This is a genomic window from Dickeya dadantii NCPPB 898, assembly GCF_000406145.1.
GTDB lineage: Bacteria > Pseudomonadota > Gammaproteobacteria > Enterobacterales > Enterobacteriaceae > Dickeya > Dickeya dadantii.
The window spans coordinates 1,564,605-1,579,381 of the sequence record NZ_CM001976.1; the positions used below are offsets into that span (position 1 = coordinate 1,564,605).

The window sequence follows — 14,777 nt, forward strand, 5'->3', positions numbered from 1 at the left end:
TCTGAATACGCACTATCTGAAGGCATATTCAAGACCGGCACTGACGCCATAATCACCTTTCCTGGCGTTACCACCAAACTGACTGGAATATTGCAACCATGTGTGCAGATTGGTGGTGATATTCAGCATAACCCCGGCGTCTGCCGAGTCCCAATTTTTCTCTGAAACCGCCCCCGACATAGAGAAAGAACCATTCATAGTGTTCAATCCGGCCGTTACCTGCGGGGCATGAGTCATGTAGTCATGATTCCTGGCGATCTCGGCGAAAGGGCTGATATCCAAACCGAATACCGACCACTGCCCCTGAGCACGCCAGCCAAGACCGGAAACCAGAGAATTACGACGTTGCGCGGAGAACCACATGGCGGAACTGTCATCCCCACGCTCACTGTAGCCGTATACCTTGACGAACTGGCGCTCCAGACGGGCAAAAGGGCCTGTTTTAACTGGCCCCAGATTGAACCACCAGCCACCATCAATGCCGCCGCCAAGGTGATGTCCTTTCACTGAGCCGGATTCTCGGCGATTTGCCGGGCCAATATGAATGGTACGATAAACATCATCAAAGTTGGATCGACCAGTGTTGAAGAATGCGCTCAGCCAGGCATGATCGAGGTGATAGACCTCGTAAAGCGCGATGCTGTCGTCATAGAGCTTATAACCTGCGTCATCAATAGCGGCCTGTTGATTAGAAAGCGTCACCACCGCGCCTGCGTTAACGTTTTCACTAAGTTTCAGGTCGCCGCCAACCGAAATAAAGCGGTTATTGCCGCTGGTTGACAGGGTATTGTCGGGTGAGCGGGCGTGGCGGTAATCACCGCCAAGGAAGACTCGGGTCGCGCTCCCGCTTGTATCGGCCAGGATTTCATTACGCAGCAACGTGTACTGCGATTGGGTGGCCGCTAATGGGCCTTTGCTCAGCAGTGAGATTTTACCGGGCGCGGCAATTTCAGATAGCACGACACTGGCAAGCATCTTGTTGACACCCGTTGTGGGGTGAACGTTATCAGCGAAAAAATAGCTATATTCTGTTCCGCTGGTGTAATCATTCGAGGTGCATAATAGCGATGATATTGTATCGCAGGCACCGCTGGTGGTGTTGATAATGCCATAGGCTGATGGGTTCGCCATTATTTCATTCAGTAGTCCATAGGTATTTACCGGAATGATATTAAGCCCATTTTTACTCAGTGCATTCAGGCCATTATTTAAGGTCTGATTGTATTGGGTTACAACCTCTTGATATTTTTCCTGTCGGTCATTAATCTTTGCGTCAGGCGTGGCGCTGAGGTTAGACATATTATAAACCACAGCGTATTTCCCACCTGCATTGTGCAGGCTACTTAATAATGATATCTCAGCCTCTGCCACAGGGATAATTTCAGCGGTTGGGGTATCGGGCGCAGACTCGTAAAGCGCATAGATATCATTGGAGCCTGCCCACATTTGATAAAGTGTCGACGCGTTGACAGTATTATCTCTCAGGTAGTTATTAACCTGAGCCTGAATGGTCGGTGAGAAAATTATACCCAATGAGTAATTATTAAGTACGCCGGCGCCACCCCAGGCATTGTTAGTCCCCCCGGAGGATGAATCTGTAGCCGACAGACCTAACCCTTCTGCGACATACATGACGGCGGTTTCTCCGGGATTGGTTGTAAATCTTGCAATACCAAGCCCTAATGCCTGTGAAAGGTTACCCGCGTCGCTTAAACTATCGCCGAAAACGACCGTGCTATTGAACGTTTCCGCCTCTCCGGTCAGGGTATAAAGGAATAGGACAGTAATAGTAAGTAATACATAGGCTTTATCTCGCACACTAAATACATAAGCCAAACACCAACAGATATACAGATTAATAACATTGACAGGATAAGGCCTTTTGAAGGCTTTTCGGATCAGTAACATAATGCTGGCACTCCTGGTATTCTTATTAAAGATAATAATCATCGCCTTTTCGTAACTTAAATAAGTTCATAATTTACATGCTGTGATGGTGAATCAAGGGTGTTTTAGTTGGGTTTGCGATTATTATTGATGCAATAATAAATAAATTCATAAGACATGTCTTATATGTGAATTTATGAGATATGTCTCAGGTGGTGGTATATTCAATATGCTATGGTTTTTATGTGTTTTATTTTTTTCGTCAGTATTCTGGGGAATTACTGCTAAATTAGGAAATTCAGCAGGTTTAAATTATTCCGGCTCATATTGTGTTGGCGATATTCGATTATTTAAATCGTGTCGACATTTTATCTGCGCGTTCGTCTCAGGATTCCAGGCCGTTGGGAAGCTCCGCAGCGAGTACATCGATTGCCAGTCTGCAGCGCAATGGCAGGTGATGCGCCGCAGGCCAGACGGCGTAGCACTCCATAACCGCGCCCGGACGGTCGCCCCAGATTTCGACCAGCTCGCCGCGTTGTATCCGCTCCCTGACGAGCCAGTGAGGCAGCCAGGCAATCCCCATTCCCTCGACGGCGGCATCCGCGACGACCTCAAGATCATTGAAACGCATCCGTGAACTGACCTGAATGTCGACCAGTTCGCCCGTCGAGTCCGGCAGTCGCCAGGGCATGCCATGATCCTTTCGCCAGTAGGCGAGCAGGTCGTGCTCCGATAAGTCCTCAAGCGAACGCGGTTCGTTTTTCGCGGCCAGATAAGCCGGAGCCGCGCAGAGAACCTTGCGTTGGCTGACCAGCCGGCGGGCGCGCAGCGACGACTCGTTGCCCAGGGGGCCGTTGCGCAGCGCGAGATCGAATCCGTCCGCGATCAGATCGACGTAACGGTCGCTAAAATTCAGTTCGAGTTCGAGCCTGGGGTGCTGACGTGCATAGTTCCGCAGGATCGGCGCCACGCAATAACGCCCGAACAGGACCGGGAGCGAGACTCGTAGCTTGCCCGCCACTTCCCGGCGTCCTGACTCCAGCAGCGCCTCACCGGCACGCAGTTCATCGATGGCGCGAATGCACCGTTCGTAATACTGTTGCCCGTCCTCGGTAAGGCTCTGTGTCCTCGTGGTCCGCTGAAACAGCTGGACGCCAAGTCTTTCCTCAAGACGCGCGATCGCCTTACCCACTGCCGAACGCGTCAGCGCAAGCCGTTCACCGGCTTTTGCGAAGCCGCCCGCGTCGACAACCTCGACGAACAGTTGCACGCCATCGAATCTATTTAGCACGTCATTACCCTTGGGTTTGTAGAAATTTTGGAAGCATTAAGTGGAATTTAATCCACTAATCGTGATTCTAATTCTACTTTATAGTGCCTGGAGGATAAACAAAAGTTCGTGGCGCCTTGGGAGAGTGGGTGAGGCAATCACTCTCCCAAGGTCCATGCACAACCAACAACGAAAGGCACAACAGATGTTAATTTCGATCGTTTATGACAGCGGATATGGCCACACCGCCCGTGTTGCCGACGCTGTTGCTGAAGGCGCCCGCGAAGTCGACGGCGCAGACGTGAAGCTCATCGCCGTCGCCGACGGCCCGATGGACTGGGAAACGCTGGAGAACAGTGACGCGATTATCTTCGGCTCGCCGACCTATAACGGCCTGATCACCGCGAAGCTCAAGCAGTTCTTTGAGGACTCCACCAAGGCGGCATGGACCACGCAGAAATGGCGTAACAAGATTGCGGCCGGTTTCACCAACTCCGGCGCCCAGCATGGCGACAAGCTTAACTCGCTGATGTCAATGGTACTGTTCGCCGCCCAGCACGGCATGATCTGGGTGGGTCTGGACCTGATGCCGGGCAACAGCAGCAGCGCCGGCAGCCCTGACGATCTCAACCGTCTGGGAAGCTGGCTTGGCGTCATGACGCAGGCCAATACGGACGAGTCCCCCGAAGTCGCACCGCCCGGCAGCGATCTGAAGACCGCGCAATACCTTGGCCGCCGGGTGGCGCAAACCGCCCGTCGATTTCATTCCGCCTGACCCACGCCATCCCCGAACAGGAGACTGACTATGAAACTGCTTTGCCTTGATATCCCCCAGCCCGGCGCAACCCTGGCGCAGTACGAACCCTATATGCTGGATGAAGTCCGGCACGGCTGGGAATTGTACAAAAGCGGTCTGGTTCGCGACATTTACTTCCGACAGGATCGCCCGGGTGTTGCCATCATCGCCGAGTGCGAGTCTGTCGACGCCGCGAAGGCGGCGCTGGCCGAGTTTCCACTCGCTAAAGCCGGGTTAATCGACTGGGATATCATCCCACTTGGCCCCTTCACGAACTGGGAAGCGCTGTTTGCCCGGGACAACGCCTGAGCGTCGGACTTGCTATTCCTGTCTCGCCCCGCGCTGCCGGAGCGGCAATCTGCTTCATGGTATCCGGCGCAAGATGCAAGATGAAAGAGGACCATTCATGAATGTATTAGGCTTTGCCGCACAATCGGCTGCCAGCCCGCTCGAAAAGTTCGCCTTCACGCGACGCGCTCCGCAAGCGGATGATGTGGTGATCGATATCCTGTACTGCGGCGTCTGCCACACCGACCTGCACCTTGCCCGCAATCATGGCGGATTCTCGACCTATCCCATCGTGCCCGGACACGAAATTATCGGTCGGGTGCGGCAGGTCGGTCATCAGGTCACCCGTTTCCGCGTCGGCGATAGGGTCGGCGTCGGCTGCATGGTTGATTCCTGCCAGCACTGCGCACCCTGCCAGCAGGGCTGGGAGCAGGACTGTATTGACGGCGCCACATTCACCTACAACAGTACCGACAGGCACGATGGCAGCGTGACCTACGGCGGCTATTCTGACTCCATCGTGGTGCGTGACAGTTCGTTCTGTCCTTGCCTGATAGCCTCGATCCAGCCGGCGCCGCGCCGCTCCTGTGCGCAGGCATCACCACCTGGTCGCCTTTGCGCCGTTGGAACGTGGGCAAAGCCAGCAAGGTTGCGGTGATCGGTCTTGGCGGGCTGGGTCATATGGCGTTGAAACTTGCCAAAGCGCTGGGCGCCGATGTCACGCTGTTCACACGATCCACCGGCAAGGAAGAAGATGCGTTCCGCCTTGGCGCCGATCATGTCGTGCTGTCGAGTGAACCGGAGCAGATGCAGGCTGTCGCGGGGCGTTTCGACGTCATCATCGACACGGTTCCCTACGACCACGATATCAATCCTTACATGCCCACCCTGACGCTGGAAGGCGTACTGGTGCTGGTGGGTTACATGGCGCCCCTGAGCACTCCGGTGAATGCCGGCTTATTGGTGCGAGGCCGTCGCGCGGTATCGGGGTCGTTCATCGGCGGCGTGCCGGAAACCCAGCAGATGCTCGATTTCTGCGGCGAGCACGGCATCGTCTCCGACGTTGAAATCATCCCCATCCAGAACATTAACGACGCGTATGAGCGCATGTTGAAAAGCGACGTCAAGTATCGCTTCGTCATCGACATGGCGTCGCTCAAAGCGTGAGGAGTCCAGACATGAGCGGTACTATCAAACCCATTCTTTGCGTTGTGACCAGTCACCCGATTAGGGGCGACAGCGGTGAGCCCACCGGATTTGCGCTGGTCGAACTGACTCATCCGCTTGATGTGTTCGAAAAAGCCGGTATTCCGGTGGAGATCGCCTCAATCCGCGGCGGTCATCCGCCGATTGATTTTTTCGACCTTTCCGACCCGGTGAATGCCCGCTTCTGGCAAGACAAGGCTTTTCGTGATGCGCTGGCGCACTCACTGGTGCTCGGCGATCTCGACCCGTCCCGCTATTCAGCGGTCTTCTTTGCCGGCGGACATGGCACGATGTGGGATTTTGCCGACAGCTCGGCCGTACAAACCATCATTCGGGACATCTGGGAAGCCGGCGGTATCGTTTCCGCCGTCTGTCACGGCCCTGCCGCGCTGGTGAACGCCACGCTGTCAGACGGCACCTGGCTTGTCGCGGGCAAGAACGTCGCTGCCTTTACGGATGAAGAAGAAACTGCGGTCGGGTACAGCGCGGTGGTGCCTTATCTGCTGGCGAGCGCCCTTAAACAGCGCGGCGCGCGGCATCAGCCCGCGCCGGACTGGGCTGAAAACGTGGTGACGGATGGTCGGCTGGTAACCGGTCAAAATCCGGCATCGGCGCATGGCGTCGGCGTGGCGGTCGTCAACCAGCTCAAGGCAACCGCCTGACGGGGAATCTGTCGGGGTAGATGGCTGCCGGCAGGCCGCGATAATCGTAGCGCTCAAACATTTTGCCATCTGTCGCCGGGAGCATTCCTGAGGTCACGACGAGTGACCGTTGCCATCTCAGTCTTGCTTCCCGGCAGTCAGTCAGCGAAGAAAGGAGACACAGCATGATCACACGCAAACTCGGTCAGGGGCTTGAGGTATCGGCCCTGTCGCTCGGTGCTATGGGTTATGGCAAGGCGCGGGAACTCCCCGACCGGGCGGAGATGATGACGCTCATCCGCACTGCGGTCGACTACGGTATGGACTTCTTCGACACCGCAGAGGTCTACGGCCCCTGGACTAACGAGGAGATGGTGGGCGAAGCGCTCGCACCGGTGCGCGATAAGGTCAAGATTGCGACGAAGTTCGGCTGGGACATCGATCAAGCGACCGGCGAACACCGGGGCGGGGTCAACAGCAAGCCCGACCAGATCCGCCGCGCCATTGAGGGCAGTCTACGGCGCCTGCGGACCGACTATATCGACTTGTACTACCAGCATCGGGTCGATCCCGACGTGCCGATGGAAGACGTGGCCGGGACAGTGCAGGACCTGATCGCCGAGGGCAAAGTCCGGTGGTTCGGCATGTCCGAGGCCAGCGCGTTGTCGATCCGCCGGGCGCATGCGGTGCAGCCGCTGGCGGCGCTGCAAAGCGAATACTCGCTATGGACCCGTGAACCCGAGGCGGAAATCATCCCGACGCTTGAAGAGCTTGGCATCGGACTGGTGCCCTACAGCCCACTTGGAAAGGGCTTTCTGACCGGCAAGATCGACGTCAATACGACGTTCGATGCATCCGATATCCGCTCGGAAACCCCCCGCTTTGCTGAAGACGCGCGGGTCGCCAACCAGAAGCTGATCGATCTCATCCGCAAGATTGGGGAGAAGCGGGGGGCGACGCCGGCGCAGGTTGCTCTGGCCTGGCTGATGGCCCAAAAACCCTGGATCGTTCCTCTGTTCGGTACGCGCAAGCTCGAACGCTTTGAGGAGAACATCGGCGCGTTGCACCTGACGCTCGACAGGGCCGACCTTGATGAAATCCAGCAAGCCAACATCGTTATCCAGGGCGCCCGCTATCCGGAGGCCATCCTGCGCCGCTCTGGGCTGTAGTTCCAGGTTGTAGTTCCAGACTGTAGTTCAGGAATGTAGTTCAGGAGTGTAGTTCCGGGCCGTAGCACGATGGTTGTTTTCGCGCCTTGAGGCCGGTTGGCTTGAAGAACAGATCGCATCGGGAGGGACACCATGAAACGTATCGTATTGGCCGCCGCGCTCTCGCTCGTGCTGAGTGAACCCGCGTTGGCGAAAGAAAGAACAGGAGGCACCATCATGCCAGAAAGCGTATCGTCATTGTCGATCAACGACATTCAATCCGTATCCCCGGCGCTTGCCCGCTATGCCCGCGAAGACGTGCTGGCGGACCTGTGGCAAAGGCCGCAGCTGTCGCCGCGCGACCGCAGTATCGTCACCGTCGCCACCCTGATTGCGCGCAACCAACCCGCCGAGCTCCGGCACTATGTTGGTGTGGCGCTCGATAACGGTGTGACCCCGGCTGAGATCTCCGAAATCATCACCCACCTGGCTTTCTACGCCGGTTGGCCGAACGCGATGTCGGCGATCGCCGTCACTAAGGATGTCTTCGCGGCGCGAGGCGTCACCGCCGGGCAGCTTCCTCCGGCGTCACCGCCGTTGCTGCCGCTCAATGAAGAGGCGGAGCAACGGCGCGCTACCACCGTCGAGAACAGCATCGGCTCCGTTTCGCCGGGATTGGTGAAATTCACGACCGATCCGCTGTTTCTCGACCTCTGGCAGCGGCCCGGGCTTGCCGCGCGGGATCGCAGTCTGGTGACCGTCACGTCGTTGATCGCATCGGGCCAGAGCGCACAGATCGCCTATCATCTCAACCGCGCCATGGATAACGGCCTGACCGCCGAAGCGGCGGGGGAAGTCGTGGCACATGCGGCGTTCTATGCCGGCTGGCCGAATGCGTTTTCCGCATCGGCGGTGGTCGCGGAGGTACTGCGCAGTCGTGCGAAATAGTCGTGCGAATATAGCGCATCGCAATCTCACCCGAGGACCACGGCGCGACCCACGCAGCCCGGACGGTGAGCGACGTTAAACCGAAGTAGGGGAATGCAACGATGAAACTCGTGGCGATTGAAGAGCATGTTCTGCCGGGCGACATCAAGCACGCCTGGACGACGATAACCGGTGCGGATGATGGGACTCTGGCCCTCAATCCCGCGGTCATCGATGAACGCCTCGCCGACCTTGGCGAGCAGCGGCTGGCATTGATGGACGAGACGGGCGTCGACGTACAGGTCTTGTCGCTAACCACGCCGGGCCTGAACAATCTCGGGGAGCACGGCGTCGATCTGGCCCAACGCGCCAATGACCTGCTGGCGGGCGCTGTTCGCGCCAACCCGAGCCGTTTCCAGTTTCTTGCCGCGCTGCCTTTTGCCAATGCCGAAACGGCGGCGAGCGAATTACGCCGCGCTGTCACCGCACTGGGCGCCAGAGGCGCCATTTTGTACGGCCGGGTGGGGGATAAGCATCTGGACGATGAACTGTTCGAACCGACGTTTGCCTGCGCGGCCGAACTCAACGTCCCTGTACTGATCCATCCGCAGATTCCGCAACCGTCGGTGCAACAGGCCTATTACAGCGGGTTTTCCCCGCCGGTCGACCTGGCTTTTGCTACCTTTGGCCTGGGCTGGCATTACGAAGCCGGCATCGAGTTTGTCCGGATGGTATTGGCCGGGGTGTTTGATCGCCATCCCAACCTTCAGGTCATTTTGGGGCACTGGGGGGAAGTGGTCATCTTCTATCTGGAGCGCCTGACCATGCTGGATCGGGTGTCTAAACTGCAGAAGCCATTGCTCGACTATGTTCGTAACAACCTCTATCTGACCGCCAGCGGTATGTTCAGTGCAAACTACCTGCAGCGCGCGATCGATGCCGTGGGGCCAGATCGCATTCTGTTTTCGACCGATTATCCCTACCAGTATCGGCCGGGAGGCGATGCGAGACGTTTCCTGAACGAACTGGCGCTGGAGCCGGCGAGCAAAGCCGGGCTTGCTCATCAAAACTGGGAGCGGCTTTGCGCCCGGCGGGGTGGTGGGAATGAACCAGCGGATCTGGTGCGTTAATAATGACGTCCGAAACAATATGGAATCCATCATGGCGGTCCCGATCCTGATGCCCGTACGCCGGGCCGCCCGTAATCCAATCGGTAATCCGCATAAGCCGATTGAGATGCGGGCCAGACATACGGGTTAATCCGCGTGGACTACGCTCTGGACTGCGCCGTAGCGGCCAGCGCTTGCCTCAGCGCCGCCCTATCCACCGCGAACGGCAGCCGGGCGGCGACGTCGGCTGGGATTGTCACCTGCGCGGCAATGTCGTCCCACTGGGATTCGGCGGTCAGGCCCAGCGTTTGCGGGGTTAACGGGCTGTCGTAGCGGCGCAATTGTGCCAGCAGCTCTTGATTGTCGAACCCGTGGCGCGCTTCCAGTTGCGCCTGCACGGCCAGACCCAACCCGACTTTTTCGCCGTGCAACCAGCGTTTGGATTCCGGTTGGTGGGTCAGACTGTTATGAATGGCGTGTGCAACGCCCAGTCGCGCGCGTTCATCCTTGACGCTGTTGGCGATTCCGGCCAGCGCAATCACCGCGTCGATCACCCGGCGTAGCGCCGGCGTTACCCGTTGCTGCTGGTTATCCGCCAGCGCCTGCTCGCCGTGTGCATCAAACATGTCGACCGCCAGCCGGGCGATACGGGCTTTGATGTGCAACGACAGAGCATCGTCGCCGTGCCGCAGGTAAGGCAGAAATTCGTACCATTTGGCGAGCGCGTCGACAATACCGGCTTTCAGATAGCGTACCGGCGCGCGGGCAATCACCGTACTATCGACCAGCACCCACGCCGGCAGACGGTTCAGACTGAGCCGGCCCAGATGCGCGCCGTCACGGGTATAGAGCACGCTGATGGGCGACCAGGCGGCGCAGGTGGCGGCGACGGTCGGCACGGCGATCATCGGCAACGCGTCGGACTGGTCGGCCACTGCTTTGGCGGTATCCAACACTTTTCCGCCGCCGACGCCGAGAATCAGTTCGGCGCGTTCGATGTGCGCCTGTTCACGCAGCGCCGCGATGCTCTCTTCGGTGCAATAGCCTTCCAGAAACAGCGTCCGGTAATACAAACCATGCTGCCTGAGGCTGGCCTCCAGCGTGGCGGCGGTGTGCAGCCAGGCGGTCGGGCTGGTGATGATCAACACCCGTTTCGCCAGCGGCTGGATATAATCGCCCACTTGGGCGAGCAGGCCGTCCTGATTAAGGTAGGTGTCCGGGACCTGTATGGCGATCATGCTCTGTTCTCCTGTCGATTTTTTCTGCGCAGCCTAGCGCTGCATACCCCATTTTCGGACGGTCAGGCGTTCCAGCGTGGCGAAAATCAGCCCTTCCACCAATAACCCGATCAGGATCACCGAAGCCAGACCGGCGAACACGCGGTCGGTATACAGCTCATTGCGGTTCTGAAAAATGTACCACCCCAGTCCGCCTTTGCCACTGGAAGCGCCAAACACCAGTTCAGCGGCGATCAAGGTACGCCAGGCGAAAGCCCAGCCGATTTTCAGACCAGAAATAATGGCGGGCAGCGCCGCCGGGATCAGAATGCGGGCGACATAGCGCCAGCCGGTCAGGCCGTAATTGCGCCCGGCCATGCGCAGGGTGTCGGAAACGCCGAGAAAGCCGCTGTAGGCGTTGAGCGCCATCGGCCACATTACCGAATGCACCAGCACGAAAACCAGGCTTTTTTCACCGAGTCCAAACCACAGCAGCGCCAGCGGCAGCAGGGCGATGGCGGGCAGCGGGTTAAGCATCGCGGTGAGCAGCGCCAGCAGGTCGCGCCCCAGTTGCACCGACACCGCCAGCGTACTGAGCAACAGCGCCAGCACGCTGCCGATGACGTATCCTTTGAGCAGCGTACCGAGGGACACGGCTGTTTTCTGCGGCAGTTCGCCGCTCAGCCAATCCTGCTGGAATGCCTGTAGCGTCTGGAGAAAGCCGGGCAGCATCAGGTCGTTGTTCTGCCAGCGGGCGGCGGCTTCCCACAACACCAGCAGCAACAGCACCAGTATCAACCGCCGCAGCACGGTATGCTGCGCCAGCCGGGTCAGCCACGGTAGCGGCGCTTCCAGCGTCTCGGGCGGCAGCGGCGTCAGTTCACGCTGATACTCGGGTCTGACCGGGGGCAACGTATTCATGAGGAACCTCGTGTGAAGCCAACGCGCCGCGAGGGGCCGGCGTCGGCGGGAATAACAGATCGTGGATGCGCTGCGCGGTGTGCTGGAACGCCTCGCCGCCGGCATCGTTCAGCGAAAACTGATGGCTGTTGATTTCCGCCCGTACCCGGCCGGGATGGGGCGATAACAGCAGGATCCGGCTGCCGACCACCAGCGCTTCCTCAATCGAGTGGGTGACGAACAGCAACGTGAAGCGCACCTCTTCCCACAGTGTGAGCAACTCTTCCTGCATCTTGCGGCGGGTGAGGGCGTCCAGCGCGGCGAAGGGCTCGTCCATTAGCAGGATTTTCGGCTGCATCGCCAGCGCGCGGGCGATGGCCACCCGCTGTTTCATACCGCCGGACAGCGTGTGCGGGTAGGCATCGGCGAATTTTGCCAGCCCGACCTTATCGAGAAAATGCAGCGCCCGTTCACGCGCTTCGGATAGTGGCAGCGTGCCGCTGGCGACCAGCGGGAACAGTGTGTTTTCCAGCACGGTTTTCCACGGCGGCAACTGGTCGAACTCCTGAAACACCATCATACGGTCCGGTCCGGGGCGGGTAACCGGTTGGTTTTCCAACCGGATACTGCCGCCGGCCGGCGACAGAAATCCGCCGATCGCTTTCAGCAGGCTGGACTTGCCGCAGCCGGACGGCCCCAGCAAAACGAAGCGTTCCGCCGGGAACACGTCAAAGCTGACGTCATGGGTCGCCTGTATCTGCGCGCGATGGGTGCGGTAACGCAGGTCAACGCCATTGACCTGCAACAGCGGATGCAATGGATGAGCGGACATCGCCATCTCCTGTAGCCGGATATTAACTGCCCGGCTGATCGTGGATTTCAGTGAAGAAGTAGTCTTTCCATGATGCCGCCTTGTTTTTCAGTACGCCGAGCTGGTGCAGTTTTTCGGCGTATACCGAGGTTCGCTGCGGCACGATGGTGAAGTTCACCTCCGGGTCTTCGACGATGCGTTTGACCAGCGGCAGCGGCAGGCGCGAATTTTCCACCCGGATATAGATTTCCGCGGCGGCGGCCTTGTTGGCGTTGATAATGTCGGACGCTTCCTTCAGCGCGTCGTAAAAGGCGCGGTAGGTTTTCGGGTTTTCATCGTGGAATTTCTGCGTGGTGTAGAGCACGTTGAAGGTGCCCGGACCGCCCAGCACGTCATAGGAACTCAGGATTTTGTGCACGTTCGGGTGCTCCAGCGCCTGATACTGGAACGGCGGGCTGGAGAAATGGGTGGTGATTTCCGAGCCGCCGGCGATCAGCGCGGCGTTGGCGTCCGGGTGCGGCAGGCTGACGGTGATGGTATCGAAGCGTTTGTAGTCGCTATTTCCAAACAGTTTGGCGGTTTCAATTTGCAGCGTGCGTGACTGGAAACCGACGCCGGCGGCCGGGGTGGCGATACGGTCGCGGTCGCTCAGGTCGCGCAGGGTTTTCACCGCCGGGTTATTGCTCAGCAGGTAATTCGGCATGGAGCCCAGCGAGGCGATGGCGCGCACATTTTGTTTGCCCAGCGTGCGGTCCCACAGGGTCAGCATCGGCGGTACGCCGGCGGAGGCGACATCCAGCGCGCCGGACAACAATGCTTCGTTGATGACGGTGGCGCCGGACAGCGTGCGCCAGTCGACCTTGATCTCCAGCCCTTGTTGCTTGCCATGCTTTTCAATCAGCTGCTGGTCACGCACCACGTCCAGAATCAGGTAGCCGATGCCAAACTGCTGGGCGATGCTGATGCTACCTTCCGCCTGTGCTGCCAGCGGCGAGGCGCCCAGAGCGAGTACCAGCGCGAGCAGCCAGCCGCGTGTGACATGGCTGGAGGCGGTATTCTGCCCAGACGTGCTTTCAGTCCGGTTTATTTTGGCGAATTGGTTTTTTTTCACGAACTGATTTGTTTTTACACATAGATCTGTTTTCACGAATCGATTGGTTTTCAAAAATTGCGTTTCCACTGGCGCCATCGGTATAGTCTCGCAGTCGGTTAATTATTTAATTAATAAAAATCGGCAATCATGTTTCATTTCGAAAGGGATAACTTTCGCATGCTATTTTTATAATCCCTGACGGCAAAGCTTATTTGGGAATAAGTTATTTTAATTCTATTTATAGTTATTCCTGATAAGCAGAGTGGATATTCTGTTAAGCAATATTGTTGCTATCGTTTCCCGTATTATTCACTTACCCCGATTTCCGCGAGGATTATAGTAAACCCCTTTCTGATTTACGGGGACCCGGAGTATGCCTGTCTTTGCTCATGATTATTTACGTCGCTATCTGCGCGAACGCCTGACCGACGCGGAGGTGAATGCGGAGGTTGCCGGGATAGTGGCGGATAATCTGGTGGAATCCAGCTTAAAAGGGCACGATTCCCACGGCGTCAGCATGCTGCCGCGTTACATCGCCGCCATTCGCGAAGGCGGGTTGTCACCGCACGCGCGGGCGGAACAGACCCTGGACGCCGGGCCGATGCTGGCGTTTTCCGGGCAGCATGGCTTTGGTCAGGTGGTGGCCCGGCAGGCGATCGCGCAGGGCATTGAGCGCGCGAAACAGCAGGGCGTGGCGGTGATCAGCCTGTCGGATGCACACCATCTCGGGCGCATCGGCGCCTGGGCGGAGCAGGCGGCCGAGGCCGGGCTGGTGTCGCTGCATTTCGCCAACGTCTATACCCGCCCGATCGTCATGCCCTGGCAGGGGCAGCAACCGCGTTTTGGCACCAATCCGTTCTGCGCCGGCGTTCCGGTGGCGGGCGGCTCGCCGGTGATTCTCGATTTCGCTACCAGCGTGATTGCCGGCAACAAGGCGCGCATTGCCTGGAACGAAGGGCGACAGCTGCCGCCGGGGCAGATTGTCGACAGTCAGGGCCAGCCTGCGGTGGAGCCGCGCTGGCTAATGGAAGAGCCATTCGGCGCGTTGCTGGCGTTCGGTCAACATAAAGGTTCCGGGCTGGCGCTGGTGTGCTCGCTGCTTGGCGCGGCGCTGACCGGCGGGTCGACCGAGCGCACCGCCACCGGTCAGGGTAAGCAGATCATCAACAGCATGCTGTCGATACTGATCGACCCGGAGCGGCTGGGCGGCGCGGCCAGCTATCAGCAGGAAATTCCCGCCTTGCTGGACTGGGTGCGCCAGTCGCGCCCCGATGGCGGATTGCTGCTGCCCGGCGACCCGGAACAGCAGGCGTATCAGCAACGGCTGGCAAACGGTATTTTCGTCGACGACACCAGCTGGCGGCAATTAACCGAACTGGAGCGGCAAGTGGCCTGAACCGGTTGTCAGTCAGTACGCCACGGTTATTTTTATTACCCTGATTAACTGCGCGACGTCTTATTTCATGGCGTGTTCTGCAACACGT

Annotated in this window: 13 protein-coding genes and 1 pseudogene; 8 read left to right on the plus strand and 6 right to left on the minus strand. The window is 58.4% G+C overall.

Annotation, left to right across the window (positions count from 1 at the left end):
- Positions 1–12: 12 nt before the first annotated feature.
- A complete protein-coding gene (locus tag DDA898_RS07395) occupies positions 13–1,908 on the minus strand; it encodes an autotransporter outer membrane beta-barrel domain-containing protein (RefSeq protein WP_081639285.1) in 1,896 nt (631 codons plus the stop codon).
- 364 nt (positions 1,909–2,272) lie between these two features.
- Complete coding sequence (locus DDA898_RS07400; protein ID WP_038910737.1) at positions 2,273–3,178, minus strand: LysR family transcriptional regulator; 906 nt, start codon at positions 3,176–3,178, stop codon at positions 2,273–2,275.
- 184 nt (positions 3,179–3,362) lie between these two features.
- On the opposite strand from DDA898_RS07400, the gene DDA898_RS07405 reads away from it, so the two are divergent.
- From DDA898_RS07405 to DDA898_RS07435, 7 genes and pseudogenes are all read left to right on the plus strand, one after another.
- Complete coding sequence (locus DDA898_RS07405) at positions 3,363–3,932, plus strand: flavodoxin family protein (protein WP_038910738.1); 570 nt, start codon at positions 3,363–3,365, stop codon at positions 3,930–3,932.
- Positions 3,933–3,962: 30 nt separating this feature from the next.
- Positions 3,963–4,262 (plus strand): hypothetical protein, encoded by a 300-nt coding sequence (locus DDA898_RS07410; protein WP_038910740.1) that lies wholly within the window; start codon positions 3,963–3,965, stop codon positions 4,260–4,262.
- Positions 4,263–4,359: 97 nt separating this feature from the next.
- Positions 4,360–5,408 (plus strand): annotated as a pseudogene (locus tag DDA898_RS07415) (NAD(P)-dependent alcohol dehydrogenase).
- A gap of 11 nt (positions 5,409–5,419) precedes the next feature.
- The gene (locus tag DDA898_RS07420) at positions 5,420–6,109 is read left to right on the plus strand and encodes a type 1 glutamine amidotransferase domain-containing protein (RefSeq protein WP_038910741.1); all 690 of its coding nucleotides are present in this window, start codon (positions 5,420–5,422) and stop codon (positions 6,107–6,109) included.
- 164 nt (positions 6,110–6,273) lie between these two features.
- Positions 6,274–7,257, plus strand: a complete 984-nt coding sequence (locus DDA898_RS07425; RefSeq protein ID WP_038910742.1) for an aldo/keto reductase — start codon at positions 6,274–6,276, stop codon at positions 7,255–7,257.
- A gap of 132 nt (positions 7,258–7,389) precedes the next feature.
- Complete coding sequence (locus DDA898_RS07430; RefSeq protein ID WP_038910743.1) at positions 7,390–8,184, plus strand: carboxymuconolactone decarboxylase family protein; 795 nt, start codon at positions 7,390–7,392, stop codon at positions 8,182–8,184.
- A gap of 101 nt (positions 8,185–8,285) precedes the next feature.
- Positions 8,286–9,293, plus strand: coding sequence for an amidohydrolase family protein (locus DDA898_RS07435; protein ID WP_038910744.1), 1,008 nt, complete (start codon positions 8,286–8,288; stop codon positions 9,291–9,293).
- Between the two features lie 140 nt (positions 9,294–9,433).
- Here the strand turns inward: DDA898_RS07435 and DDA898_RS07440 are convergent, their stop codons facing one another.
- The 4 genes from DDA898_RS07440 to DDA898_RS07455 are packed head-to-tail and all read right to left on the minus strand — an operon-like array spanning position 9,434 to position 13,311.
- A complete protein-coding gene (locus DDA898_RS07440; protein WP_038910745.1) occupies positions 9,434–10,510 on the minus strand; it encodes an iron-containing alcohol dehydrogenase family protein in 1,077 nt (358 codons plus the stop codon).
- A gap of 33 nt (positions 10,511–10,543) precedes the next feature.
- Positions 10,544–11,410, minus strand: a complete 867-nt coding sequence (locus DDA898_RS07445) for an ABC transporter permease (protein WP_038900804.1) — start codon at positions 11,408–11,410, stop codon at positions 10,544–10,546.
- Positions 11,370–12,227: an ABC transporter ATP-binding protein gene (locus DDA898_RS07450; protein ID WP_038910746.1), complete on the minus strand. Its 858-nt coding sequence runs from the start codon at positions 12,225–12,227 to the stop codon at positions 11,370–11,372. Before DDA898_RS07450 ends, DDA898_RS07445 begins: the two co-directional genes overlap by 41 nt.
- A 16-nt stretch (positions 12,228–12,243) precedes the next feature.
- A complete protein-coding gene (locus tag DDA898_RS07455) occupies positions 12,244–13,311 on the minus strand; it encodes an ABC transporter substrate-binding protein (RefSeq protein ID WP_236616713.1) in 1,068 nt (355 codons plus the stop codon).
- A gap of 355 nt (positions 13,312–13,666) precedes the next feature.
- On the opposite strand from DDA898_RS07455, the gene DDA898_RS07460 reads away from it, so the two are divergent.
- A complete protein-coding gene (locus tag DDA898_RS07460; protein WP_038910747.1) occupies positions 13,667–14,689 on the plus strand; it encodes a malate/lactate/ureidoglycolate dehydrogenase in 1,023 nt (340 codons plus the stop codon).
- The last annotated feature ends 88 nt before the right edge of the window (positions 14,690–14,777 follow it).

Coding starts and splice junctions, on each gene's coding strand:
- DDA898_RS07425 (WP_038910742.1), top strand. CDS start 6,274: ATGATCACACGCAAACTCGGTCAGGGGCTTGAGGTATCGGCCCTGTCG.
- DDA898_RS07460 (WP_038910747.1), top strand. CDS start 13,667: ATGCCTGTCTTTGCTCATGATTATTTACGTCGCTATCTGCGCGAACGC.
- DDA898_RS07435 (WP_038910744.1), top strand. CDS start 8,286: ATGAAACTCGTGGCGATTGAAGAGCATGTTCTGCCGGGCGACATCAAG.
- DDA898_RS07420 (WP_038910741.1), top strand. CDS start 5,420: ATGAGCGGTACTATCAAACCCATTCTTTGCGTTGTGACCAGTCACCCG.
- DDA898_RS07430 (WP_038910743.1), top strand. CDS start 7,390: ATGAAACGTATCGTATTGGCCGCCGCGCTCTCGCTCGTGCTGAGTGAA.
- DDA898_RS07405 (WP_038910738.1), top strand. CDS start 3,363: ATGTTAATTTCGATCGTTTATGACAGCGGATATGGCCACACCGCCCGT.
- DDA898_RS07445 (WP_038900804.1), bottom strand. CDS start 11,410: ATGAATACGTTGCCCCCGGTCAGACCCGAGTATCAGCGTGAACTGACG.
- DDA898_RS07450 (WP_038910746.1), bottom strand. CDS start 12,227: ATGGCGATGTCCGCTCATCCATTGCATCCGCTGTTGCAGGTCAATGGC.
- DDA898_RS07410 (WP_038910740.1), top strand. CDS start 3,963: ATGAAACTGCTTTGCCTTGATATCCCCCAGCCCGGCGCAACCCTGGCG.
- DDA898_RS07395 (WP_081639285.1), bottom strand. CDS start 1,908: ATGTTACTGATCCGAAAAGCCTTCAAAAGGCCTTATCCTGTCAATGTT.
- DDA898_RS07440 (WP_038910745.1), bottom strand. CDS start 10,510: ATGATCGCCATACAGGTCCCGGACACCTACCTTAATCAGGACGGCCTG.